We start from the raw sequence: 22,596 nt of genomic DNA, 5'->3' as shown, positions 1-22,596 counted from the left end.
GCCCCGGGGTGGGACGCTGGAGGTGGGGGTCCGTGCCGACGAGACTCGGGAGGGACCGATGGGGCGTGACGTCCCGGCGCTGGAGTTCACCCGTGACGACCGTCGCCGGTTCCGGAACAAGGTGCACACCTGCCTCGACGTGTTCGCGCGGATGCTGCGGGAGTCACGCTTCGACTTCGAGCGGCCGCAGGTCGGTCTGGAAATCGAACTGAACCTCGTGGACCCCGATGCCGAGCCGGCCATGCGCAGCACGGACGTCCTGGAGGCGATCGCCGATCCCTCCTGGTCGACCGAGCTGGGCCGGTTCAATCTGGAGATCAACGTCGAGCCGAGACTGCTCGCGGCGGGTGGCCCCGACTCCTGGGAGCAGGAGATCCGTGAAGCCCTCAACCACGCCGAGGAGAAGGCCGCCGCGATCGGCGCGCATCTGGTGATGATCGGGATCCTGCCGACGCTGGAACTGAAGGACGTCGGTCCGGAGTCGCTCTCGGAGAACCCGCGGTACCACCTGCTGAACGAGCAGATATTCGCCGCGCGGGGCGAGGACCTCCTGATCTCGGTGGACGGCGTGGAGAGACTGCGGACGTACGCGGAGACGATCACGCCCGAGGCGGCCTGCACCAGCACCCAGTTCCATCTGCAGGTCGCCCCGGACGAGTTCGCCGACTACTGGAACGCCGCCCAGGCCGTCGCGGGGGTACAGGTGGCGCTCGCGGCGAACTCTCCGTTCCTGTTCGCCAAGGAGCTGTGGCGCGAGACGCGCATTCCGCTGTTCGAACAGGCCACCGACACCCGGCCCGACGAGATCAGGGTGCAGGGCGTACGCCCGCGGGTCTGGTTCGGGGAGCGGTGGATCACCTCCGTCTTCGACCTCTTCGAGGAGAACGCGCGGTACTTCCCCGCGCTGCTGCCGCTCTGCGACGACGAGGACCCGGTGGAGACCCTCGAACGCGGAGGAACCCCCGGACTCGCCGAACTCACCCTCCACAACGGGACGGTCTACCGCTGGAACCGCCCCGTCTACGCCGTCGTCGACGGCGTACCGCATCTGCGCGTGGAGAACCGGGTGCTGCCCGCGGGTCCCACGGTGGCCGACGTGCTGGCGAACGGTGCCTTCTACTACGGCCTCGTCCGTGCCCTGGTCGACGAGGACCGGCCTGTCTGGTCCCGGATGTCGTTCGCGGCGGCGGAGGAGAACCTGCACACCGCCGCGCGGCACGGCATCGACGCGCAGCTGTACTGGCCCGGCATGGGCGAGGTTCCGGTGACCGAGCTTGTGCTGCGGCGCCTGCTGCCGCTGGCGGACCGCGGCCTCGAACGGCTGGGCCTGGACGCGGCCCGACGGGAGCCGCTGCTCGGAGTCATCGAGCAGCGGTGCGTCAGCGGCCGCAACGGCGCGGTGTGGCAGTCCGAGATGTTCCACCACCTGCACGACACCGTCCATGTGGACCGCCACCAGGCGCTGCGACGGATGACGCGCCAGTACATCGAGTACATGCATCTGAACGCTCCGGCGCACACCTGGCCGGTCGAATGACGCCCGGCATCCTGGTGGTGCCGACACCAGGACCAGCTCCCGCTCCCCAGCGGGCCGTCGCCCGGGCACGCTGGCGTCATGAACCCACGCACCGCACTCACCGTCCTCATCACCGGCGCCACCCAGGGGCTGGGGCGCGGCATCGCGCTCGACCTGGCCGCCCGTGGCCACCACGTCCTGCTCCACGGCAGGGACTCCGAGCGCCTCGAAGCGACCGCGGAGGAGGTACGGGCGACGGCGGGCCACGCGGAGGTGCGGACCTTCCTCGCCGACCTCGCGGACCTGGACCAGGTCCGCGCCATGGCCGACCTGGTACGAGCGACCGAGCCCCGGCTCGACGCGCTCGTGAACAACGCCGTCGCCGGAGGCGGCGCCGAACCGCTCCGGCGCGAACTGAGCGCCCAGGGGCACGAACTGCGCTTCGCCGTCAACCACCTGGCGCCCTACGTCCTCACCCGGGCCCTGCTGCCCCTTCTCACGGCCTCGGCCCCCGCTCGCGTCGTCAACGTGGCGTCCATCGGGCAGGAGCGCGTCGACTTCGACGACGTCATGCTGGAGGAGGGGTACGAGGGTCTGCGGGCCTACTGCCGGAGCAAGCTGGCGATGATCATGGCGACCTTCGAGCTCGCGGCCGAACTCGAGGACACCGGAGTCACCGTCAACACCCTGCATCCCGCGCATCTGATGGACACCCGAGGAGTGCGCGAGTACGGCCTCAGTCCGCTCGTCGGGATCGAGGAGGGGGTGCGGCCGACCGTACGGCTCGTGACGGACCCCGACCTCAGGGGCACCACCGGCCGGTACTTCGACCGGTTCACGGACGCCCGCGCGCACGACCAGGCCTATGACGCGGAGGCCCGCGGCCGGCTCATGGCCCTGACGGACGCGCTCGTCGGCGGTGGCGCCGGGGCGCCCGGCCGCGCGGTGAAGGAGCCGGCGGCAGGGCGGCGGTGACGAGGCCGGGCGGCCCCCGGGAGTGGGGGCCGCCCGGCCCGTCCGTGGTGCTCTGACGCTTTCCGGGATGCCGGGACGTTACGGTCGGCGTCCTGCTAGAAGACGCTCACGCCGTACGCGCTCAGTGCCTCAGTCACCGGCTGGAAGAACGTGGTGCCGCCGCTGGAGCAGTTGCCGCTGCCGCCGGAGGTGAGGCCGAGCGCGGTGCTGCCGGAGAAGAGCGCGCCGCCGCTGTCGCCCGGCTCGGCGCAGACGTTGGTCTGGATCATGCCGTAGACGACGTCGCCGTTGCCGTAGTTGACGGTCGCGTTGAGGCCGGTGACGGTCCCGCCCCGCAGACCGGTGGTGCTGCCGCTGCGCTGGACCGACTGGCCCACGTAGGCGTTGCCCGCGGCGGTGATGTCGCGGTAGCTGCCGTTGTAGAGGTAGACCCGGCCGTCCGCCGCCGAGGCGTTGGAGTGGCGGATGATGCCGTAGTCGTTGGTCGGGAAGCTGGAGCCGGCACGGGTGCCGAGCACCGTGGTGTTGGACGAGTTCGTGTACCAGGTGCTGCCGATGTTGGTGCAGTGGCCTGCCGTGAGGGCGTAGTAGGTCGAGCCGCTGCGGACGTTGAAGCCCAGCGAGCAGCGTCCGCCGCCCGCGTAGATGGCCTGGCCGCCCGCGATGAGCTTGGTGAACGTGCCGGGCGTCCGCTTGATCTCCAGGGCGGAGGCGCGGTCGCCGGCCGCCTTCTTGATCGCGGCGATCTCGGCGGCGGAGACGGTGGAGTCGGCGGTGAGGACGATCTTCCCGGTCGCCTGATCGGTGTACCACGCGGTGCCGGGCACATCGGCTCCGCGGACGGCCTCGCTCGCGGTGGCCAGCTGGGTGGCGGTGGCCCGGCCGTCCACGGCCGTGGCGGCGGACGAGGAGGGGACGGCAAGCGCTGAGGCGGCGAGCAGCGCGGAGGCCACGGCGATCAGCCGGGCGCCCTTGGCGGCGCCGCCGAGGGGGGACAGACGCTTGAGGTTCACTGGATCCTCCGGTGGGGGAGTGGGGGGATCGCTGGGTGGGCGATCCCTTGGTGCGGGGAGCGAGCAGGACATGACGCAGGGGTTGTGCGCCATGAACCTGTCAAGCTCGACAGGGGGAATCCTCGAATCCGGGCCACCCTGGCGGCAAGAACGCCTTTCGGCCTCTCTACGCGCGTACGTGCCACCCGGGATGCCACGGGTGCAGACCACGACCGGATCGCGGAGTGGGGCAGGAGGGGTGCGGCGGGCTCGCGCAAACGCTTGCGAAAGTTTGCTGACGGTCTTTCAGGGGACGTGGAGGGGAGTCGTGTTGATGCGGCAGGGGGGACCCGATGAAGCGGAAGGAGTTGTACCGTTTCTCCAGTTCAGCCGCCGGGGCGTCCCCCTCCCCCCGGTGCGGCGCCTCGCCGCCTCCGGCCCGGCGGGCCGGAGGTCCGCGGCCGCGCGCCGGAGGGGTAGCGGGTGCACAGATCCGGACGTGGCCTCGGATCGGGATCCGTGGGGGAAGAGCCCTTCCCCGACGGGAGAAGGGTCCGCCCACGGGCCCGTGACGCACCCGTGGACGCCCCTCGATGTCGCAATCGTTCCCTCCGTCCGGGGCGACCGCGTGTCCGGATCCCGTCGTGTCGGGTGCCGCAGGGCGTCAGAGCGCCGCGTACATGGCCTCGATCAAGGCCATTAGCAGCCGCGGCCGCGCCCTCGCGCGGCGGCGGTCACAGGCTCGCGAGGAGCTCGTCGAGCGGGCCCGGCACCTGCGCGGGGGTGAGAGCCTCCACCAGGAGGAGGCCGTAGCGGATCTTGCGGCCCTTCTTCGTGCCGAGGAAGCGGCGCAGCTGCCCGTGCCGGGGCCGGCCGTGCTGGGCGGGCTGGCGCATGAAGGTCTGCCAGGCGCGCAGGTCGCCCTCGTCCCCGATGATCTCCTCGACCCGGTCCGTGCCCAGCGCGCGGATCAGCTCGTCCTCCAGATCCGCCACGCACACGAAGAAGCCCCCGGACGAGGCGGACCCGGCCCTGCGCAGGGCGCGGTCGTAGTAGCGCTGCTCGCGCTCGTCGCACAGCCCTGTCAGCCGCAGGCCGAGACCGGAAGGACCGAGCAGGTCGGCGTACCGCCCCACGCTCATCGCCCCGCCGATCGACATCACGCACACCCCTTCGGCGGCGAGGTCCCGCCCGCGCAGCGCCGCCAGCGCCTCGACGGCCGCGAGGTCGCTCGGTCCCTCCAGCATCACCGCCGTCCGCAGCCCCAGCCGCACCGCCGCCTCACCCGCCGGTTCTCCGGGCCCGCCGGCCGCCCAGCGATCGACCGCGTCCCGGAACGCCCACATGTCCACCATGGAGCGAGTCTCCCCGCCCACCGGCCGCCGCACCAGGGAATATCCCGCGGCCCGCGGCCGCCGGAGGAACGTCCGAGCGCGAGGAACGTCCGAGCCCGAGGAGCGTCACGACGCGTCGCCGCCGTGGAAGTGGGCATACGCACATCGTCCGCGTCTCGCATCCGCTCATGGCCCCCGGGCCGGCCGGCGCCGCGGGGCTTTCACGCAGGAGCAGTACAGGAGCGTCGATGCGCACGGTAGGTGTCGAGGAGGAACTGATGCTGGTCGAGGCGAGGACGGGGGAGCCCCTCGCCGTCTCGTCCGCGGTACTGGCGTCAGCGGCCCTGCGAGGGGACGAGGCGGGCGATACCTTCGAGAAGGAGCTGCACCAGGAGCAGCTGGAGTTCTCCACCCGGCCGATGACCGGCATGGACGAGCTGCTGCACGAGATCGTCCGACTCCGCGGCGAGGCCCTGCGGTACGCCAGGGACGCCGGCGCGCTCGTCGCCGCCCTCGCCACCTCGCCGCTCCCCGTGGAGCCCTCACGCCACTTGGGGCTCAGGTACCGGTGGATGGCCGAGCAGTTCGCCCTCACCACCAGGGAACAGCTCACCTGCGGGTGCCACGTCCATGTGGCCGTGGACTCCGACGAGGAGGGAGTCGCCGTCCTCGACCGGATCCGGCCCTGGCTCTACCTCCTCAACGCGCTCAGCGCCAACTCCCCGTTCTGGCAGGGGCAGGACAGCGGGTACAGCAGTTACCGCAGCCGTGTGTGGAACCGCTGGCCGTCCGCCGGACCGTACGAACTCTTCGGCAGCGCCGAGCGGTACCACGCGCAGGTGGAGGAGATGCTGGCGACCGGGGTCCTGCGCGACCCCGGCATGATCTACTTCGACGCCCGTCTCTCCGCCGGCTACCCGACCGTCGAGATCAGGGTCGCCGACGTCTGCCTGGAGCCCGCCACGACCGTGCTCGTCGCCACCCTCGCCCGTGGCCTCGTCGAGACCGCCGCCCGCGCCTGGCGGAACGGCGAGGCACCGGCCCGCATCTCCGCCGGTCTCCTGCGGCTCGCCTCCTGGCGCGCTGCCCGGTCCGGGCTCCAAGGTCCGCTCGTCCATCCCGTCACCATGCGGGAGACCAGCCCGGAGGAGGCGTTCGACGCCCTCCTTCGGCACACCGAGGAGGCGCTGCGGGACAGCGGAGACCTCGAAGCGGCGCGCGAGGGAATCGCCGCCCATCTGGCCCGCGGCGGCGGCGCGGACCGCCAGCGTGCGCTGCGCGACGAGGGTCTGGCCCTCGACAAGGTCGTACTGGCCTGCGCCCACATCACGACCGCCGCTTCATGAGCCACGAGCGGTCGTACCGGTCGGGGGACGGGCCGGGGGCGCCGCCGCCCACCGGACCCGCCCCCCGACCGCCGAGCGTCAGGCCCCGTCGCTCACCCCGCTCACCCCGTTCTCGCCGGGCCCTTCGCTCCCGAGCCGTTCGACCGTGACCGCGAGTTCCGCGACCGTACGGGAGGTGAACACCGCGCGGAGACTGACCGGGATCCGGAACCGGTCGCGGATCCGGGCGACCAGGCGGGTCGCGGCCAGGGAGTTCCCGCCGAGCTCGAAGAAGTTGTCGTGGACACCCACCCGGGGCAGCCCCAGAACCTCGCACCAGAGGGCGGCGAGCCGTTCCTCGGTCGGCGTCCGCGGCGCGACGAATCCCGGTGCGTCACCGTCACCGGCCTGCCCGGGGGCGGGCAGCGCGCCCCGGTCGATCTTGCCGTTGGCGCTGAGCGGCCAGCTGTCCACGGTCACCACATGGCCAGGCACCATGTGCGAGGGCAGCCTGGCACCCAGCCACCCCTTGAGCCGCTCGGTGAGCGGCCCGGCCGGCGGCGCGGGAGCACCCGGGGCAGGGGCACCGCGGTCGACGCGGCCGCCGAGCAGGGAGTGCACGAGTACCTGGTTCCCACCGAGCGCGAGCAGCGGCCTGACCGGCTCGAAGGAGAGCGCGCCGATCGGGCAGAGACCGATCGTGGTGCCCGCCACCCGGTCCATGAGCAGCTGCCCCATGTACCCGGCTTCCAGCAGACAGAGATCGCGGGAGGCCCGGCCGTACATGGGCTCGATCGCGTCGAGGTCGGCGACGAGGAACAGGCCGAAGCCGGCGGCCTCGAAGAGGGCGCGGTTGTGCGCCGCGTGGATCCCGGCGTCGAGCGTCGCACCCTCGGCGAGGGTGACCAGCGCGTTCTCCCGCGGGTCGAGGTAGTACGTCCCCGCCGGAAGCCCCGCCACCGCACCGGCCTTCACATACAGGTACGTCTGGACCGGATAGAGCCCGCCGCCCGACGGATAGCGGCACCTGACCAGCCCATCCACCTCGTCCTGGCGCAGGGCGCCCAGGCAGTCCGCCAGTTCGGCGAGGCCGACCGGTTCGGCGAGGAACGCCCTGTCGCTGCGCCGCCGCCGAGGCTCGTCCGCCGCCCGGGGCAGGACGACCCGCGGCCGGTCCGGTTCAGGGCGCAGGCCGTGGCGGGCGAGCTTGAAGGAGGCGCGGGCCAGGGGATCGAGCAGGGTGACGCCGTTGCGGCGGGCCTCTTCGAGGTCGGTCGCGTCCGGCTGCGCGGAGCCGGACGACGGCCCGGCGATGACGTAGGCGACCAGGCCGTCGTGGCCCGGTCCCTCGGCTCGGCCGGTGGCGGTGACGACAGCCGAGACGACGGAGGGGTGCGCGAGCAGCGCCGCCTCGATCTCGCCGAGTTCGACGCGCTGGCCCCGGATCTTGACCTGGAAGTCGGCCCTGCCCATGAACTCGACGAGGCCGTCCGGCCGCCACCTGCCGAGGTCCCCGGTGCGGTACATCCGTGTGCCGGTGTCCGGGTGAGAGGTGAACGCCGCGGCGGTGCGCTCGGGGTCGCGCCAGTAGCCGTCGGCCAGGGACGTGCCGGAGACGTACATCTCGCCGGTCACCCACTCGGGGCACTCCTGGAGCCGCTCGTCGAGCACGTGGTACCGGACGTTGGCGAGGGGAGTGCCGTACGGGATGCTCCGCCAGGCCGGATCGATCGCACCGACGGAGTACCAGATGCTCCAGACGGTCGTCTCGGTCGGCCCGCCGACGGACACCACCTCGACGCCCGGCGCGGCCGCGGCGAGCCGGGGCGGCACGGTGAGCGGGATCCAGTCGCCGCCGAGCAGGGCGAGCCGGAGCGAGGCGAGCCGGCCGTCGTCGCCTGCGGCCGCCAGAAGCATCTCCATCATGGCGGGGACCGAGTTCCACACCGTGACCCGGTGCGTGGCGACGAGCTCCGCCCAGTGCGCCGGGTCGCGGCGGTCGGCGGCGGCCGGCACGACCATCGCGCCGCCCGCGCCGAGCACCCCGAAGACGTCGAAGACCGACATGTCGTGGTGGAGCGCGGTCACCGCGAGGCAGCGGTCGCCCTCACCGACAGCGAACGCCTCCACCGTCTCCCGCAGACAGTTGACGACCGCCCGGTGGTTGACCATCACCCCCTTCGGCTCGCCCGTCGACCCCGAGGTGAACATCGTGTACGCGAGGTCGCCCGGGTCGCCGCCGGAGGGGAGCGGTGTGTCGGTGTCGGCGGGCAGCGGCCGGTCCAGGGAGAGCCGCAGCGGCCCGGCCGGCCAGTCCAGGGTGTCGTCGAGCCGCGCCTGCGTGAGGACGAGGCCGACCTCGCCCCTGTCGAGCAGATGCCGGACGCGGGCGCCGGGCAGGTCCGGGTCGACCGGCAGGTACGCGGCACCCGAGAACAGGACCGCGTACGCGGCGACCGCCTGTTCCCAGCCCTTGTCCATGACGATCGCGACGAGCCCGCCGGGACGGGCACCGTGCGCGCACAGCCAGCGGGCCACCCGCCGGGCGGTGGCGTCGAGCCGGCCGTAGGAGAGGGTCAGGTCCGGGGCGATCACGGCGGGGGCGTCGGGACGGGCGGCCACCTGGCGTTCGAACAGGTGCTGCACCTGGATGTCGGGGACGGCGCGGACCGGGCCCGCGCACGCCGCGCGCCGCTCCGCCTGGGCGGTCGGCAGAGCGATCGGATCGCCCTGCGACCAGGTGCCCTCGTCGGTCGCGAGCCGGTGCAGCAGCGCCGTGAGCGCGGCGAACATGTCGTCGACGAGCCCGGCGGGAAAGAGCTCGTCGACCGCGTCCCAGTGCAGGAGCAGCGCGCCCTCCTCTTCCTGCACCTGCTGGTCGAGGGAGACCTGCGGGGTCTGCGAGACGGCGAAGACGGGGGTGAGCAGGTCCTCCAGCGGTGTCCTCCCCGAGGTGGCGAAGGCGAGGTTGCTCGTCATGACCACCGGCATGAGCGCCTGGTCGAATCCGCCCTGCAGCCGCATCAGCTCGCGGAGCACCTCGACTCCGCTGACGTCCTGGTGCCGCAGGTCGGACAACAGCTGCCGCTGCAGGCCGCGTGCCCGGTCGCGGAACGTGGAGCCGGTGCGGAAGTCGACCTCCAGGAGGGTGAAGGACGCGAACTGGCCGATCACCTCGTCGTACCCCGGATCGTGCACGGGCCGGGTGAGACGCGGCACGTTCAGCGTGAAGTGCCGTCCGCCGCTCCAGGTGGCGAGCACCTCGGCGTAGGCGGTGAGCAGCAGCCCGGTGGGCGTCAGACCGGCCAGGCGCGCCCGCTTCTTGAGGTCCTGCCACAGCTCGGCGGGCAGGCGGCTCTCCCGCCGGGTGAACCGCGGCCGGTCGACCGAGCGGGCAGGGGTGGCGGTGGGGAGCCGCGGCGCCGGGGGCAACTCCGGCAGCCTGCTCCACCAGTAGTCGCGCGAGCGCCGGTACGAGGCCCCGTGCCGGCGGTCCGCCTCGGCCCGTACATGGTCGCGGAAGGACTTCTCCGGCGCCGGCGGCCGGGCGTGCGGCTCCTCGTAGAAGCGGGACAGGTCGTCGAACAGCAGTCGCCCGGAGGAGAAGTCCGCGATCAGCGAGTCCACGCTGAGATGGACCCGCAGACCGTCGTCGAGCCGGGTGGCGGCGACCTCGAACAGCGGCCACCGGTCCGCCGGACGCACCTCGTGCGACAGCCGGTCCCGGGTGGCCGCGAGCCCCGCCTCGGCCTCGTGCCGTGGGCGGCCGCGCAGATCGGTCACCCGGATCTCGTACGGCGGTACCTCGGGAAGGATCCGCTGTTCGTCGGTGCCGGGCAGCATGACGGCCCGCAGCATCTCGTGGCGGTCGATCACCCGCCGCCAGGCGTGCTCGAAGCGCGGCAGGTCGAGCGCGGGGGCGTCGAACTCCAGATAGACGTGGGTGGAGACGTTCCCCAGCTCGAAGGCGCCGGTGCGTCCGAGGCTGTAGGCCTGCTGGGTGTCGGTCTGCGGGAAGGGCGCGTGCGGGGCGGGGGGTACGTCGGTCACGGCGGCGGGAGCGGACGCGGCCGGGCTTCCGGTGGTGTCCGCTCCGGTGGTCGACCCGGTGTCCGGGGCCGGTGACGCGGCCGGAGGCAGCCCGCCCGCGGCGGTGAGGGGGCTCCCCGCCGGACGGCGGTCGACGATGCCGGCCGCGAGCGAGGCGATGCTCGCGTCGCCGTTGAACACGGCGTCGGAGACGTCCACGCCCAGCTCACGCTCGATCCGGCCGGCGAGCCGGAGCGTGGTCAGGGAGTCCATGCCCAGGTCGAGCAGCGGGCGCTCCCGGTCCGGGACCTCCGCGCAGTCCGTCACCAGGGCCGCCACCAGCTCGCTCAGGTACGCCTCGACGGCGTTCCGGTGCGGGTCGCCCGCCGAAGCGGCCGTGCCCGTACCGCCCGTGTCGCCCGCGCCGTCCGTCCACTCTCCGACGAGAGCGAGCGTGCCGTCGAGGAGGGCGGCCCGGGCGGCCCGGCGCCGGATCTTCCCGCTGGACGTCTTGGGGACGGTGCCCGCCCGGACGAGGACCAGACGGTGGAGGCGTACGTCGAACTCCGCGGCGATCGCCCGGCCGATGTCCCGCACGACCTCCGCCACCGGCGGCAGGTCCGCCCCGCGCCGCACCTCGGCGATCAGCACCAGCTGCTCCGCCCCGCCGCCGTCGAGGGCGACCGCGGCCGAGGAGTTCGCCCCCAGGGCCGGATGAGCCCGCTCGGCGCAGCGCTCGATGTCCTGCGGATAGAGGTTGCGGCCCCGGACGATGATCAGGTCCTTGCTGCGGCCGGTGACGAACAGTTCGCCGCCGCGCAGGAACCCCAGGTCGCCGGTACGGAGGAACGGCCCCGCTCCGGTGGCGAGTTCCGCCTCGAAGGAGGCCAGGCTCTCGTCCGGCCGCCCCCAGTACCCGTGGGCGACGTTCGGACCGCCGACCCAGATCTCACCGATCCGGTCGGGGCCGCAGACGGTCCTGGTGGCGGGATCGACGACGAGCAGCCGCTGCCCGTCGACGGCCGAGCCGCAGCCGACGACCTCCCGGCTCCGGCCAGGACCGGTGTCCGCTCCGGCGGGAACGACACGGTGCGCCTCCAGGGCGGAGGCGTCGACGGTGACGGCGGTCGAACGGCTGAGGTGCTCCCCGCAGGACACCATCAGGGTGCCCTCGGCGAGCCCGAAGCTGGGCCGCAGGACCTCCCTGCGCAGCCCCCAGCGGGCGAAGTGGCCGGCGAATCGGTCGAGCGTCACGGCCCGCACCGGCTCCGCGCCGACGACGACGGTCTCCAGGGTGCTGAGGTCCAGCGGCTCGTGGCCGGCGGGGTCGACCCGTTCGACGCAGAGGTCGAGGGCGAACGGCGGAGAGGGGGAGACCGTCGCGCCGTAGGTGGAGATCGCGCGCAGCCACTGGACCGGATCCAGGACGAAGGTGCCCGGTGCCATCAGGACGCCGGGGCACCCGGCGACCAGGGGCTGCAGGATGCCGCCGATGAGCCCCATGTCGTGGTACGGCGGCAGCCAGCTGACGCAGACGGAGTCCTCCGAGGTCCGCGTACGCCGCTGGATCTGGGCCGAGTTGCGCAGCAGGTTGCCGTGCGAGACCATCACGCCCTTCGGCGCGCCGGTGCTGCCCGAGGTGTACTGCAGGAAGGCGAGGCTGTCGGTGCCGACGAGCGGATCGGTCCACTGCCCGGCACTCACGGTGAGAGAACCGGTGGGCAGCCAGCTCACGTCCCGCAGCTCGGGCGCGTCGAGCAGCCGCCCGCGGACGCCGGCGCTGATGCGGTCACCGCTCAGCGCGGCGGTGGGTGCCGCGTCCGCCGCGACGGCCCGCAGCCGGGCGAGGTTCCGGGAGTGCGGTGGATGGCACGGGACGGCGACCGTCCCCGCGTACAGGCAGCCGAAGTACGCGCTCAGGTAGTCGGGGCCGGGTGGGTGCAGGATCAGGACCCGGTCACCGGTCTTGGCCTCCTCCTGGAGGTTCGCCGCCACCACCTGCGCGCGGTGGTCGAGTTGCGCGTAGGTCAGACGGGACTCCTCCTCGCCGTGGCCGTCGAGGAAGACGTAGGCGAGCCGGTCGGGCTGCCGTGCGGCCCGTGACCTCAGCAGGTCGACGAGGCTGCCCGGCCGCCGTCCGTGTGCCCGGGGGAAGGGTGCGGAGAGGGTCATGACCGCCGCTCCCCGTCCAGGTCGCCGTGGTCCGGCTCGGCGGCGGGCTTCTCCGCGCTCACCAGCAGGGTCCGGATCCAGGGACCGCTCCACCACATCCGGGGACCGGCATCGGTGCGGCGGACGCGGACGGCACCCGCCGCGCGGAGGACGTCGAGCGAGCGGGCGCCGTGGAAGATGTCGGCGACGAGGAGCCGCCCGCCGGGCTTGAGGACCCGGTAGGCCTCGCGCACGGCGGCCTCGCGGCCCCGCGCACCGGTGATGTTGTGGATCGCCATACTGGACACCACAAGATCGAACGTGGCGTCCTCGAAGGGGAGTTGCCGCATGTCGGCGGTCACCAGGGCGACCCGGTCGGTGATCCCCTCGCGTGCGGCGGTACGGGCGGCGGCCCGTTCGCTGTTGCCGGACTGGTCGACCGTGCGCCAAAGGTCGACCCCGGTGACCCGGCCCTTCGGCACCCGGCGTGCCACCGCGGTCAGCACCGCTCCGCGCCCGCAGCCCAGGTCCAGGACCTCCTCGTCACCCCGCAGGCCGAGCGCGTCCAACTGTTCCTCCCAGACGAGGAACTTGCCCCGTACGGAGGCGTGCAGATACACCGCGGCCGGGACCGCCACCAGCGGCGGGACCCGCAGCAGCCAGCGGGGCGCTCCCGCGGCCACCGCGACCAGCGGAGCCACGACCCCACCCCCGAGGGCCAGCAGCCAGCCCGGACCGTCGACGCCGTAACGCCCCTGCCGTACAGCTTTTTTGCTCACGAATGACATTCCTAGACTCGATGGTGCAGAACGGATGGGATGCGGGTCAGCGGGAACCGCAGGCGGCCGACAGGAGGGAGAGGACCTGGTCGGTCGACTCGAAGGGGAAGAAGTGGTCGCCGGGGAGAACACGGACCGTGACATCGGTGCCCAACTCCCGCCAGCGCTCGACCTCGGCGGGCGGGGCGGCGGGGTCGTCGGCGCCGCCGAGGGCGATCAGACGCACACCGGCCGACAGCGTGCTCCCGGTCCGGTAGGTCTCGGCCGCCTCGAAGTCGGCGCGCAGCAGCGGAAGGAAGAGCTCCCGCCACTCGTCCTCGGCGAGCAGCTCCGGCGGGATCCCGCCCAGGGCACCGAGACGGACGCGGAACTCCTCGTCCGGCAGCAGGTGCATCGCCGGGGCGCGGCGGGGCAGGTGCGGCGGGACACTGCCGGAGACGACCACCGCCGCCGGTGGCCGTGGGCCGTCCTGGAGGGCAAGGCCCAGTTCATAGGCGAGCAGAGCCCCCATGCTGTGACCGAACAGCACATACGGAAGGTCTCCGGCTCGGCGGGCGACCGGCCCGGTCAGCCGCTCGCCGAGCCGGACGACCGACGTCTCGGCAGGCTCCTCGAGACGGATCCCGCGCCCCGGCAGCTGGACGGGCACGACCTCGATCCCGGGGCCGACCCCGCTCCGCCACGACCGGAACACCGAGCCGTCCGACCCTCCGTGCGGGACGCAGAAGAGCCGGGCACGGACACCGGCCACCGGGCTTTCGGGGGAGAACCACAGATCTGGGGAGGTGGTGACACTCACGGGCGGTACGTTCCTTCGGCTCGCTGGTGACGGTTGGTGACCCCAATGGATCTTGGAGTGCAACGACCGCCAGCGGCCCGAAGCAACGGTGATCATCCGCCAGACACCGGCTGATTCCCGTTCACACCGGACAGCGGAGTGCCGAGCGCGCGTGACGCGACCCTGACCCGGCTGCCACCCGGAGGGCGGTTCCGGGCAGACTGGACGGATGGAGACATGGACACCGTCGCAACGAGAACCCGCCCCCACGCGGTACGGGCGCCTGCGCGTCGAGACCACGGACCTCGGGGCGGCCCACTGGCTGACCGAACGCCGCCCGGGCCACGGGGACTTCGGCACCGTGGCGGGTGTCGCCGCGCCCGGCTTCCCGGCGTACGCGCGGGTGCTGCACCCCGCGGCTCTCGACGAGCGCCCGGTCCGCTGGGACACCGTCGCCGCCGCCTACCGGCGGCGGGTCGAAGCGCTGACGGACTGGCACGAGGTGATCGGCGTCGAGCGGTTCTACCAGAACGACGAGGAGTACGGCCTGCCCGGACTCTGGGACGAGCACCCGGCCGAAGGCCCCACGCCCGGCGGGGTCGCGCGGGCCCTGATCCCCGTCCTCGCGCGGCACACAGGGACGGCGGAGCGGTGCTGGTTCGGGCTGTGGCACGGGTACGGCCGCTGCGAGTGGGACGGCGTCCCGACCTTCCCCACCCCGGAACGCGAGGAGATCCTGCTCTCGGGACGGCTGGCCGACGCCATCTCTCCCGAGCTCCCGGACGAGTTCGCCGAACTCCCCGACCTGTGGTGGCCGCAGGACCGCGCCTGGTGCGTGGGCGGTGACGTCGACCTGGTCAGCACGTACGTCGGAGGCTCCGACGCACTGATCGCCGAGCTGCTCGCCGCCCCCGGGCTCGAGGCACACCGGGTGGCGGCAACCGACGCGGTCGGCTGACCGGGCTGCCGGACCGCCCGTATTCCGGCAGTCCGGGGATACGCCCCGGACCTCCCGTCGGGGGAGGCCGGGGCGTCAGGTGGTCAGGCCAGGAGGACCGGGAGGTCGAACAGGTCGTTCTGCGTGACGACCGGCTTGTTGCGGAGTTCCTCGCGCGGTACGGCGAGCCGGAGCTCGGGGAAGCGCGCGTACAGGGCGGGGAGGGCCACCGAGGCCTCCAGGCGGGAGAGGGCCGCGCCCGGGCAGACGTGCGGGCCGTGCCCGAAGGAGATGTGACGGTTCGGCGTGCGGGTCACGTCGAAGTCGCCCGCCGTCGGGCCGTACTGCACCTCGTCCCGGCCGATCGCGCCGAACGACACGATCAGGGCCTCGCCCTTCGGCAGCACCCGGTCACCGACCTCGATGTCCTCGGCCGCGAAACGGATCAGGACGTGCGAGGTGGGCGTCGACCAGCGGAGGGTCTCCTCGATGACGTTCTCCCACGGCACCTCGCCCTTGAGCACGAGCGCGCGCTGCTCGGGGTGCGTCTCCAGGGCCACGACGGCGTTCACGATCAGGCTGATGGTCGTCTCGTGCCCGGCCGCCACCATCAGCTGGAGGGTGTTGGTGATCTCCTCTGTGCTGAGCCGGTCGCCGTCCTCCGACGCCTCGATCAGCGCGCTGGTGAGGTCGTCCCCCGGGTTCTCCTGCTTGCCCGCCACGATGCCGGCGAAGAGCGCGCCGAGGTCCGCCATCATGCCCGGCACCTCCTCGGGCGGCGTCTGCGTCGAGAAGAACTTGTCGAACAGCGTCTTCATCCGCGGGTGGTCGGCCGCGTCGACACCCATCAGCTCGCCGACCACGTTCATCGGCAGGGGGTACGCGAACTCCGCCTTCAGGTCCACGACCTCGCCGGCCGGGCGCTCCGCGAGCCGGTCCAGCATGCCTTCGGTCAGGGCCTCGATGCCCGCGCGCAGGCGCTCCACCCGGCGCGCCGTGAGCGCCTGCGCGACCAGGGTGCGCAGCCGCCGGTGCTCGTCGCCGTCCACGGTCAGCATCGACTTCCCGGGGTTGGCGAGGCCGATCAGCGGCCAGTCGAGGGGTATCTCGCCGCGCTGCCACGCCCCCCACACGTCGATGTCCTTGACGAGACGGGAGTCGGTGAGCAGCTTCCGTGCCTCGGCGTGCCGGGTGACGGCCCAGCAGGGCACCCCGCCGGGCAGGACGACGCGGGCCAGCGGGCCGGCCGCGCGCAGCCGCGCGCTCTCCCCGTCGAGGTCGGCGACGAAGGGGTCGAGGGTGATCACATCGGTGCCGGACGCGGCGGTGTGGTCGTACGGGCAGCTCACGTGAGGGCTCCAAGGGCGGGGGTCGGGGTGTAGGTGACGGGGAGCGCGGTGAGGCCTCGCAGCCAGGGGGAGGGGCGGCGGGTGAGGGCGTCCTCGGCCACCGCGAGGTCCACGTCCGGCAGCCGGTCGAGCAGCACCTCGATGCCCGTCCGTGCGATGGTCTCGGCGACTTCCTGCGCGGGGAAGGGACAGCGGTGCTCGCCGTGTCCGAAGGAGAGGTGGGCGTTGTTGCCTCCGGTGAAGGCACCGGAGTCGGCCCGTACGTGCGGATCGGCGTTGGCGGCGGCCAGGCCGAGGAGGAGCAGGTCGCCCCGGTCGATCCGGCGGCCGCCGAGACGGGTGTCGCGCGAGGCCCATCGTCCGGCGACGTTCTGGGTGGGGGTGTCCTCCCACAGGACCTCGTTCATCGCCTCGCCGACGCTGTGCCGGCCGCCGGAGAGGGAGGCCGCGAACCGGTCGTCCGTGAGCATCAGGCGGAGCGAGTTGCCGATCCAGTCGGCGGTGGGCTGATGACCGGCCGCCATCATCACCATGAGGTCCTGGGCGACCTCTTCGAGGGTGAAGCCGGCGGTGTTGGCGACCATCCGCGAGGCGACGTCGTCGCCGGGCGTCCCCGCCTTGGCAGCGAGCAGCGCGAACATGGACTCGGCCAGGTGGCGCTGGCCTTCGAGCGCGCCCTCCTGACCGTTGATCATGTCGTTGAGAGCGGTCACCAGGCCGGGCCCCTGCTCGTCGGCGAAGCCGTAGACGCTGGCGAGGACCCGTACCGGCAGCAGCATCGCGTACTCGGCGATGATGTCGCAGGCGCCCTTGCCGCAGAGGGCGTCGATGAGTTCGTCGGCGAAGCGCTCGGCCCGTTCCTTCAGGACGAACGGGTCGACGGCCTCCAGGGCGTCGGAGATGACGCCGGCCCGCTCGCGGTGCCGCTCGCCGACGGTGTACAGGATGGACGGCTGCTTGCGCCCGATCATGGGCAGCAGCGGCCAGTCCGCGGGGATCGCGTCCCACTGGTTCCACAGCTCGGAGTCGCGCGAGAAGAGGACCGGGTCGCTGGTGACCTGGTGCAGTTCGCGGTAGCCGAGGACGAGCCAGGCGGGCACGTCGCCGTCGAGCACGACCGGGGCGACGGCGCCGTGCTCGCGCCGTATCCGCCGGTACAGCTCCACGGGGTCGGTCTGGAACCGGGGGCCGCTCAGCGGGACGGGCTGGGGCTCGGGGTGGGTCACGGGGTGGGCTCCGGTATCGGCTGCGGGTCCGGGGCGACGAGGGTCTGCAGGTGCTCGACGAGCGAGATGAGGACCTGCTTGCTGGACTCCCGCGACCGGGCGTCGCAGAAGACCAGGGGGACCTCGTCGGCGAGGTCGAGGGCCTCGCGGATCTGGGCGGGGGTGTGGGCGGGGCCGCCGAAGTCGTTGCAGGCGACGACGAACGGGGTGCCGTGGTGTTCGAGCCGGTCGACGGCGTACCAGGAGTCGGAGAGCCGCCGGGTGTCGACGAGCACGACGGCACCGAGCGTCCCGGAGAAGAGCCGGTCCCACAGGAACCAGAACCGCTCCTGGCCGGGGGCGCCGAACAGGTAGAGCACGTTGTGCGCGTCGAGCGAGATCCGGCCGAAGTCGAAGGCGACGGTGGTGGCCGTCTTCGCGGCGACACCGGCCGTGTCGTCGATGTGCTCCCCGGCCTGCGTCATCGTCTCCTCGGTGTTCAGCGGACGGATCTCGCTGACCGAGCGGACCAGGGTGGTCTTGCCGACTCCGAATCCGCCGACGACGACGATCTTCAGTCCGTTGTCGGCGGTGCTGCGCAGGGTCTGGCGCTGTTCAGAGGCTACGGAGTCCAACGAGCACCTGCTCCAGGATGTCGTGATCGGGAAGGCGGTACGTGGGGCGGGGATGGCGGGCGCTGATCCGGCCGGTGGCGTGCAGGTCGGCCAGGAGGATCCGGGTGATGGACACGGGCAGGCCGAGCCCGGACGCCACCTCCACGACCGCCAGGGGGAAGCGGCACATGCGCAGGATCGCCACGTGCTCGGACTGCATGCCGGGGACGGGATCGCTCTCGGCGACCACGAGCGTCACCACGTCGAAGGCGTCGGATCCGGCACGGCTGCGACCACCGGTGACGGTGTAGAGGCGGTCCGGGGAGTCGTCCCGGCCCGGCCTGATCCGGCTCATCCCCGGGGCCTGGCGACGAGGTGCTCGCCCAGCTGCTCGACCAGTTCCGACATGTTGTGACCGACGAGCCCGGCGTCGGCCTCCTCGTCGGCGACCAGGGCGAGGTGCGCACCGTCCCCGGCCTCCACGATGAACAGGATGCCGCCGTAGAACTCCGCCATCGCGGAGCGGACCCCGCCGGTGCCGTCGCCGAACTCCATGGAGGCGCCGTGCGACAGGCTCTGGATGCCCGCGGCGATGGCGGCGAGCTGGTCGGCCTGGTCCACGGAGAGCCCGGCGGTACGGCAGAGCTTGAGGCCGTCACGGGAGAGCACCAGCGCGTGCCGGGTGGCCGGGGTGCGTTCCAGGAGGCCCTCCAGGAGCCAGCTGAGCTTCTCGTCGGTGGTGGTGCCGGTCATCGCGGATTGCCTTCCGAATACGGGGGGTTCGAGGACGGCGACGGGTGCGGTGCGGCCGTCGGGTCCTGCGGGTCGGACGGTACGGGGTTGTCGGCCGGGCGGACGTCGGCCGTCCGGTCCTTCGGGGAGTCGGCGGGGCGGGCCGCCGGGCTCACGGGAGCACCGGCGGGGTGGGCCGCTCGGCTCGCGGGGGAATCGGCGAGGTCGGCCGCGGATCCTCCGGCGCCGGGACCGGTCGTCCCGGGTGCGTCCTCCGGCGGGGTGCCGGCCGCGCGTACGGCCCGGTGGAAACTGCCGAAGCGCGGCGGGGGCGCGGCCGCACCGGTACGGGGAGCCTCCTCGCGGGCCTTCGCGGATGCCTCCTCGTTCGTGAGCTGGGAGGCCAGGGTCTCGCCGCGCCGACGGCGCGGCAGGATGATCGTGTCCGCCGCGGGCTCGGGTGCGCCGCCGTCGGCCACGGTCCCGTGCACGGCCTCCGGCTCGGCCGGCCGAGCCGGGGCGGCGGCCGGGGCGAGGGCGGACGTCCGGCCGGAGGCGGGGGAGGTCACGCCACGGCCGGAGACCGGGAGCGGCGGTTCGCCGGAGGTGCCGGCCGGCTCCGTCGTGGCGTGGCTGACCAGCTCGTGAGGCACCATCAGGAGAGCCCCGGTGCCCCCGCGCGCGGACGGGCGGAAGGAGACGGTCAGACCGTGCTTGCGCGCGAGGCGGCCGACCACGTGCAGGCCGAGGCGGGTGCCGGAGAGCCCCGCCAGGTCGTGGGCCGACGCGCCGACGGCGGCCTCGGCGCGCCTCAGCTGGACGTCGCTCATGGCCAGTCCGCTGTCCTCGACGGTGATGACGATGCCGGCGGGGACTTCCTCCACGTACACGTGGACCTCCGCGCTCGGCGGGGAGAAGTTCGCGGCGTTGTCCAGGAGTTCGGCCAGCGCGTGCATGACGCCTTCGGCGGCGTGGCCCGCGACCGCCGCGTCGCTGCCGGAGTGCAGCCGCACCCGCTGATAGCCGCCGATCCGGCCCATGGCGCCGCGCAGGATCGATTCCATGACGATGGGGCGCGCCCAGCGACGACCGGAACGGGCGCCGGTCAGCACCGCGATCGAGTCGGCGAGCCGTCCCGCCTGGGCGGTGCGGTGGTCGAGGTGGAGCAGGTCGGAGAGGACGTCCTCGTCGGCGTGCCGGTGCTCCATCTCCCGCAGGTCGGCCATCATGCTCGTGGCCAGTGCCTGCATGCGTCCGGCCGCGTTGGCCGCGGCGGCCATGGCCGCGGACCGGCCGGACTCCGCCCGGCGCAGCCGGCCGTCGAGGCGTGCGGCGTCGGCGGCCCGTGCCTCGGCGAGCCGGGCCGTCTCGGCGGCGTGGGCCCTGGTGAGCTCCTCGGTCCGGGCCGCGTGGTCGGCGGCCGAGGCGGCGGCCTCCTCCTCGTACCGCTTCTTCAGCGCGGCCGCCTCGCGCTCGGCGGTGGCCTTGTACCGGGCGACGTAGGCCTCGCGGGAGGCGAGTTCGGCGGCGAGGACGTCGGCCCGCCGGCCGAGTGCCCGCGCGGTGCGCGCGTACCAGGTGACGGAGCAGGCCGCGGCGGACAGCAGCAGGACGCCGCAGACGGCGAACCAGCCGAGCGCGGGGCGTACCCCGGCCGGTGCCGCGGTCGTCGCCGCCGCCGCGAGCGCACCGCCCGCGGCGGCTGTCAGCAACGCGGCGGTCAGGGCAGGACGGAAGGGGGTGGGTGACGCCGACATCAACCAGACTCTCGGGAGCAGGCACGGGGGAAGGAGGTCGCAACGACGGAACTATAGAGGCGTTCTTGATCAGTTCGGAACGCTCTTGGGTCGATTGATATGCACAAGGTGAAGGAATCTTCCAGTCTTGCGCACAGGAAAGTCGCAATTCATGCGTTCTCTGACCAGTGCTCAGTTTGCCGACGCTTCGGCCCGGCAGGTCGGGTGACGTCGTCACGCGCGCCGCAGTTCGTGCCGCCGATCGACGGCCGCCGGGCTTACGGTCGCGCCATGGAAGATGAACGTCAGGGCCGGCTCCGGTGTCTCCTCGCCGGAGCGGTGTTCGTCGTGTGCATGGCCGGCACCACACTGCCGACCCCGCTCTACCCCCTCTACCAGGAGAAGTTCGGGTTCTCCGAGCTGACGGTCACCGTCGTCTACGCCGTGTACGCCTTCGGGGTCATCGGCGTCCTGCTCCTGGCGGGCAACGCCTCCGACACCGTCGGCCGCCGACCGGCACTGTTCTGGGGCCTCGGCTTCGCGGCCGCGAGCGCCGTATGCTTCCTCACCGCCGACAACCTGGCCTGGCTGTACGCGGGCCGCCTGCTGTCGGGCCTCTCGGCCGGCCTCTTCACCGGCGCCGCCACCGCCTACGTGATGGAGCTCGCCCCGCCGGGCGACCGGTCACGGGCGACCTTCGTGGCCACCGCCGCGAACATGGGCGGCCTGGGGTGCGGACCCCTGCTCGCCGGACTGCTCGCGGAGTACGCCCCCCGGCCCCTGCTGCTCCCGTTCGCCGTGCACCTCGCCCTGGTGGCCGTCTCGGCCGCCGTCCTGCTGCGGCTCCCCGAGACCGTGACCGGGCGGCGGCCCCTGGCCGCCGTACGACCGAGGTGGCCCGCCCTGCCGGCCCAGGTGAGGGCGGCGTTCGTGCCCGCGGCGATCGCCTGCTTCGTGGGGTTCGCGCTGTTCGGCGTGTTCACCTCGGTCAGCCCCGCGTTCCTCGCCCGCTACCTGCACGTGGACAACCACGCCGTGAGCGGGCTCGTCGTCGCACTGGCCTTCTTCGCCTCCACCGCCGGACAACTGGCCGTCGACCGCTTCGGGGTGGCACGCTCCCTCTCCCTGGGCTGCGCCGTGCTCTTCGCCGGCCTCGCGCTCCTCGCGGCGGCGCTCTTCACGGACCTCCTGGTGTTCATCTTCCTCGCCGCCGTCGTCGGGGGCACCGGACAGGGACTCGCCTTTCGCGCGGCCCTGTCCTCCGTCGCGGCCGCCGCGCCCGAGGACCGGCGCGCGGCGGTCATCTCGACCCTGTTCGTGGTCGCGTACACCGGCATCTCGATCCCGGTGATCGGCGTCGGCCTGCTGGCCGAACCGCTCGGCCTGGAAGGGGCGGGCCTGGTGTTCATCGCCTGCATGCTCGCCCTGGTGGCCTCCGCCGCCGTCTACCTGCTCCGGCGCCCGGGCAGCGTGAAGGCACACTGAGGGGCCGAGCGGTCATGGCGGCGGGAAGCCGTCGGGGCGGGGTGCCGGGGCCTCCCGGACGCTTTCGGCGTGGGCGGTCAAGACCGCCTGCCCCGTGCCGAGCAGGGGCCGGGACGGGCGCGGCGGTTCCGTACGGCCACGTCAGCGGTGCGAGTCGCCGAGGTCCCGGTCGTCGTCGGGAATGGTCCACGAGTCACGGTCCGCCGCGGCGTTCCCCTGGGTGGGGTCGCCGACCGGGCGGCGCCGCCGTGCGACCCGGCGGCTGCCCCACCAGAACGCGGAGAGCAGCAGGACGACGACCACCACGCCGATGGCCACGGCGAAGAGCACGGCGTTGGATCCGGCCGACGCGAGAGCGGGCCCGGGTGTGAGCGCGTGCGTGGCTGCCAAGGTGGATGTGATCATGATCGCCTTTCTCATGGAGCGGAACGCACCGCTCGGCCGCGGGGCGCTGTGGCGCCATCGGCGTCTGTCCGGTCCCGACCGGATCAAACGCGGGTCGCCGTCGGGGGAGGGGTCCGCGGAGCCCGACCGGCGTGGCCTCCGGACCGGAGCCACCTCCACGGAGAACGCCACCGCGGGGACCGCGATGAGGCCGGGACCAGGGGATACGACCGGGAACAGGGATACGACCGGGATCACTGGATACAACCGGAACC

The 22,596-nt window shown here is 73.1% G+C and carries 17 protein-coding genes; 5 read left to right on the top strand and 12 right to left on the bottom strand.

The genetic code is table 11. The features are described from left to right. Nucleotides 1-58 precede the first annotated feature (58 nt). Together ACFVYX_RS14785 and ACFVYX_RS14780 are read left to right on the top strand one after the other, a co-directional pair. Entirely contained in the window at nt 59-1,537 is a 1,479-nt protein-coding gene (locus tag ACFVYX_RS14785) for a glutamate--cysteine ligase (RefSeq protein WP_389681726.1), read from the top strand. A gap of 78 nt (nt 1,538-1,615) precedes the next feature. Continuing rightward, the gene (locus ACFVYX_RS14780) at nt 1,616-2,491 is read left to right on the top strand and encodes an SDR family NAD(P)-dependent oxidoreductase (RefSeq protein WP_389681725.1); all 876 of its coding nucleotides are present in this window, start codon (nt 1,616-1,618) and stop codon (nt 2,489-2,491) included. 95 nt (nt 2,492-2,586) lie between these two features. On the opposite strand, the gene ACFVYX_RS14775 is transcribed toward ACFVYX_RS14780, so the two are convergent. Together ACFVYX_RS14775 and ACFVYX_RS14770 are read right to left on the bottom strand one after the other, a co-directional pair. Continuing rightward, nucleotides 2,587-3,504, bottom strand: a complete 918-nt coding sequence (locus tag ACFVYX_RS14775) for a S1 family peptidase (RefSeq protein WP_389681724.1) — start codon at nt 3,502-3,504, stop codon at nt 2,587-2,589. A 713-nt stretch (nt 3,505-4,217) separates the two neighbouring features. After that, entirely contained in the window at nt 4,218-4,838 is a 621-nt protein-coding gene (locus ACFVYX_RS14770; RefSeq protein ID WP_389681723.1) for a TOPRIM nucleotidyl transferase/hydrolase domain-containing protein, read from the bottom strand. Nucleotides 4,839-5,065: 227 nt separating this feature from the next. Here ACFVYX_RS14770 and ACFVYX_RS14765 point away from each other — a divergent pair, with 227 nt between their 5' ends. Next, the gene (locus tag ACFVYX_RS14765; protein WP_389681722.1) at nt 5,066-6,163 is read left to right on the top strand and encodes a glutamate--cysteine ligase; all 1,098 of its coding nucleotides are present in this window, start codon (nt 5,066-5,068) and stop codon (nt 6,161-6,163) included. Between the two features lie 78 nt (nt 6,164-6,241). On the opposite strand, the gene ACFVYX_RS14760 is transcribed toward ACFVYX_RS14765, so the two are convergent. The 3 genes from ACFVYX_RS14760 to ACFVYX_RS14750 are packed head-to-tail and all read right to left on the bottom strand — an operon-like array spanning nt 6,242 to nt 13,900. Then, nucleotides 6,242-12,343 carry an amino acid adenylation domain-containing protein gene (locus ACFVYX_RS14760; protein ID WP_389681721.1) on the bottom strand — a complete coding sequence of 2,034 codons (6,102 nt, stop codon included), beginning with the start codon at nt 12,341-12,343 and terminating at the stop codon, nt 6,242-6,244. Continuing rightward, nucleotides 12,340-13,101, bottom strand: coding sequence for a class I SAM-dependent methyltransferase (locus tag ACFVYX_RS14755; protein ID WP_389681720.1), 762 nt, complete (start codon nt 13,099-13,101; stop codon nt 12,340-12,342). The genes ACFVYX_RS14760 and ACFVYX_RS14755 overlap by 4 nt, the downstream gene beginning before the upstream one ends. A 46-nt stretch (nt 13,102-13,147) precedes the next feature. After that, a complete protein-coding gene (locus ACFVYX_RS14750; protein ID WP_389681719.1) occupies nt 13,148-13,900 on the bottom strand; it encodes a thioesterase II family protein in 753 nt (250 codons plus the stop codon). Nucleotides 13,901-14,108: 208 nt separating this feature from the next. On the opposite strand from ACFVYX_RS14750, the gene ACFVYX_RS14745 reads away from it, so the two are divergent. Then, nucleotides 14,109-14,837, top strand: coding sequence for a hypothetical protein (locus ACFVYX_RS14745; RefSeq protein WP_389681718.1), 729 nt, complete (start codon nt 14,109-14,111; stop codon nt 14,835-14,837). 83 nt (nt 14,838-14,920) lie between these two features. Here ACFVYX_RS14745 and ACFVYX_RS14740 read toward each other — a convergent pair whose 3' ends face one another. The 6 genes from ACFVYX_RS14740 to ACFVYX_RS14715 are packed head-to-tail and all read right to left on the bottom strand — an operon-like array spanning nt 14,921 to nt 20,473. Continuing rightward, on the bottom strand, nt 14,921-16,165 hold the full coding sequence (locus ACFVYX_RS14740; protein WP_389681717.1) for a cytochrome P450: 1,245 nt from the start codon (nt 16,163-16,165) through the stop codon (nt 14,921-14,923). Then, complete coding sequence (locus ACFVYX_RS14735; protein WP_389681716.1) at nt 16,162-17,391, bottom strand: cytochrome P450; 1,230 nt, start codon at nt 17,389-17,391, stop codon at nt 16,162-16,164. The genes ACFVYX_RS14740 and ACFVYX_RS14735 overlap by 4 nt, the downstream gene beginning before the upstream one ends. Then, nucleotides 17,388-18,005 (bottom strand): ATP/GTP-binding protein, encoded by a 618-nt coding sequence (locus ACFVYX_RS14730; protein ID WP_389681715.1) that lies wholly within the window; start codon nt 18,003-18,005, stop codon nt 17,388-17,390. The genes ACFVYX_RS14735 and ACFVYX_RS14730 overlap by 4 nt, the downstream gene beginning before the upstream one ends. Further along, nucleotides 17,986-18,339: a DUF742 domain-containing protein gene (locus ACFVYX_RS14725; protein WP_389681714.1), complete on the bottom strand. Its 354-nt coding sequence runs from the start codon at nt 18,337-18,339 to the stop codon at nt 17,986-17,988. Before ACFVYX_RS14725 ends, ACFVYX_RS14730 begins: the two co-directional genes overlap by 20 nt. Further along, nucleotides 18,336-18,737, bottom strand: coding sequence for a roadblock/LC7 domain-containing protein (locus ACFVYX_RS14720; protein WP_389681713.1), 402 nt, complete (start codon nt 18,735-18,737; stop codon nt 18,336-18,338). The genes ACFVYX_RS14725 and ACFVYX_RS14720 overlap by 4 nt, the downstream gene beginning before the upstream one ends. Beyond that, nucleotides 18,734-20,473 carry an ATP-binding protein gene (locus ACFVYX_RS14715; protein ID WP_389681712.1) on the bottom strand — a complete coding sequence of 580 codons (1,740 nt, stop codon included), beginning with the start codon at nt 20,471-20,473 and terminating at the stop codon, nt 18,734-18,736. The genes ACFVYX_RS14720 and ACFVYX_RS14715 overlap by 4 nt, the downstream gene beginning before the upstream one ends. A gap of 270 nt (nt 20,474-20,743) precedes the next feature. Between ACFVYX_RS14715 and ACFVYX_RS14710 the strand changes: the two genes are divergently transcribed. After that, nucleotides 20,744-21,937: an MFS transporter gene (locus ACFVYX_RS14710; protein ID WP_389681711.1), complete on the top strand. Its 1,194-nt coding sequence runs from the start codon at nt 20,744-20,746 to the stop codon at nt 21,935-21,937. Nucleotides 21,938-22,078: 141 nt separating this feature from the next. Here ACFVYX_RS14710 and ACFVYX_RS14705 read toward each other — a convergent pair whose 3' ends face one another. Further along, nucleotides 22,079-22,342, bottom strand: coding sequence for a DUF6479 family protein (locus tag ACFVYX_RS14705; RefSeq protein ID WP_389681710.1), 264 nt, complete (start codon nt 22,340-22,342; stop codon nt 22,079-22,081). Nucleotides 22,343-22,596 lie beyond the last annotated feature (254 nt).

It is taken from the genome of Streptomyces sp. NPDC058326, assembly GCF_042879855.1.
GTDB lineage: Bacteria > Actinomycetota > Actinomycetes > Streptomycetales > Streptomycetaceae > Streptomyces.
Note: the sequence above shows the minus strand (reverse complement) of the source record. Positions and strands in the feature narration are given on the sequence as shown.

Coding starts and splice junctions, on each gene's coding strand:
- ACFVYX_RS14785 (WP_389681726.1), top strand. CDS start 59: ATGGGGCGTGACGTCCCGGCGCTGGAGTTCACCCGTGACGACCGTCGC.
- ACFVYX_RS14780 (WP_389681725.1), top strand. CDS start 1,616: ATGAACCCACGCACCGCACTCACCGTCCTCATCACCGGCGCCACCCAG.
- ACFVYX_RS14770 (WP_389681723.1), bottom strand. CDS start 4,838: ATGGTGGACATGTGGGCGTTCCGGGACGCGGTCGATCGCTGGGCGGCC.
- ACFVYX_RS14765 (WP_389681722.1), top strand. CDS start 5,066: ATGCGCACGGTAGGTGTCGAGGAGGAACTGATGCTGGTCGAGGCGAGG.
- ACFVYX_RS14760 (WP_389681721.1), bottom strand. CDS start 12,343: ATGACCCTCTCCGCACCCTTCCCCCGGGCACACGGACGGCGGCCGGGC.
- ACFVYX_RS14745 (WP_389681718.1), top strand. CDS start 14,109: ATGGAGACATGGACACCGTCGCAACGAGAACCCGCCCCCACGCGGTAC.
- ACFVYX_RS14725 (WP_389681714.1), bottom strand. CDS start 18,339: ATGAGCCGGATCAGGCCGGGCCGGGACGACTCCCCGGACCGCCTCTAC.
- ACFVYX_RS14720 (WP_389681713.1), bottom strand. CDS start 18,737: ATGACCGGCACCACCACCGACGAGAAGCTCAGCTGGCTCCTGGAGGGC.
- ACFVYX_RS14715 (WP_389681712.1), bottom strand. CDS start 20,473: ATGTCGGCGTCACCCACCCCCTTCCGTCCTGCCCTGACCGCCGCGTTG.
- ACFVYX_RS14710 (WP_389681711.1), top strand. CDS start 20,744: ATGGAAGATGAACGTCAGGGCCGGCTCCGGTGTCTCCTCGCCGGAGCG.
- ACFVYX_RS14705 (WP_389681710.1), bottom strand. CDS start 22,342: ATGATCACATCCACCTTGGCAGCCACGCACGCGCTCACACCCGGGCCC.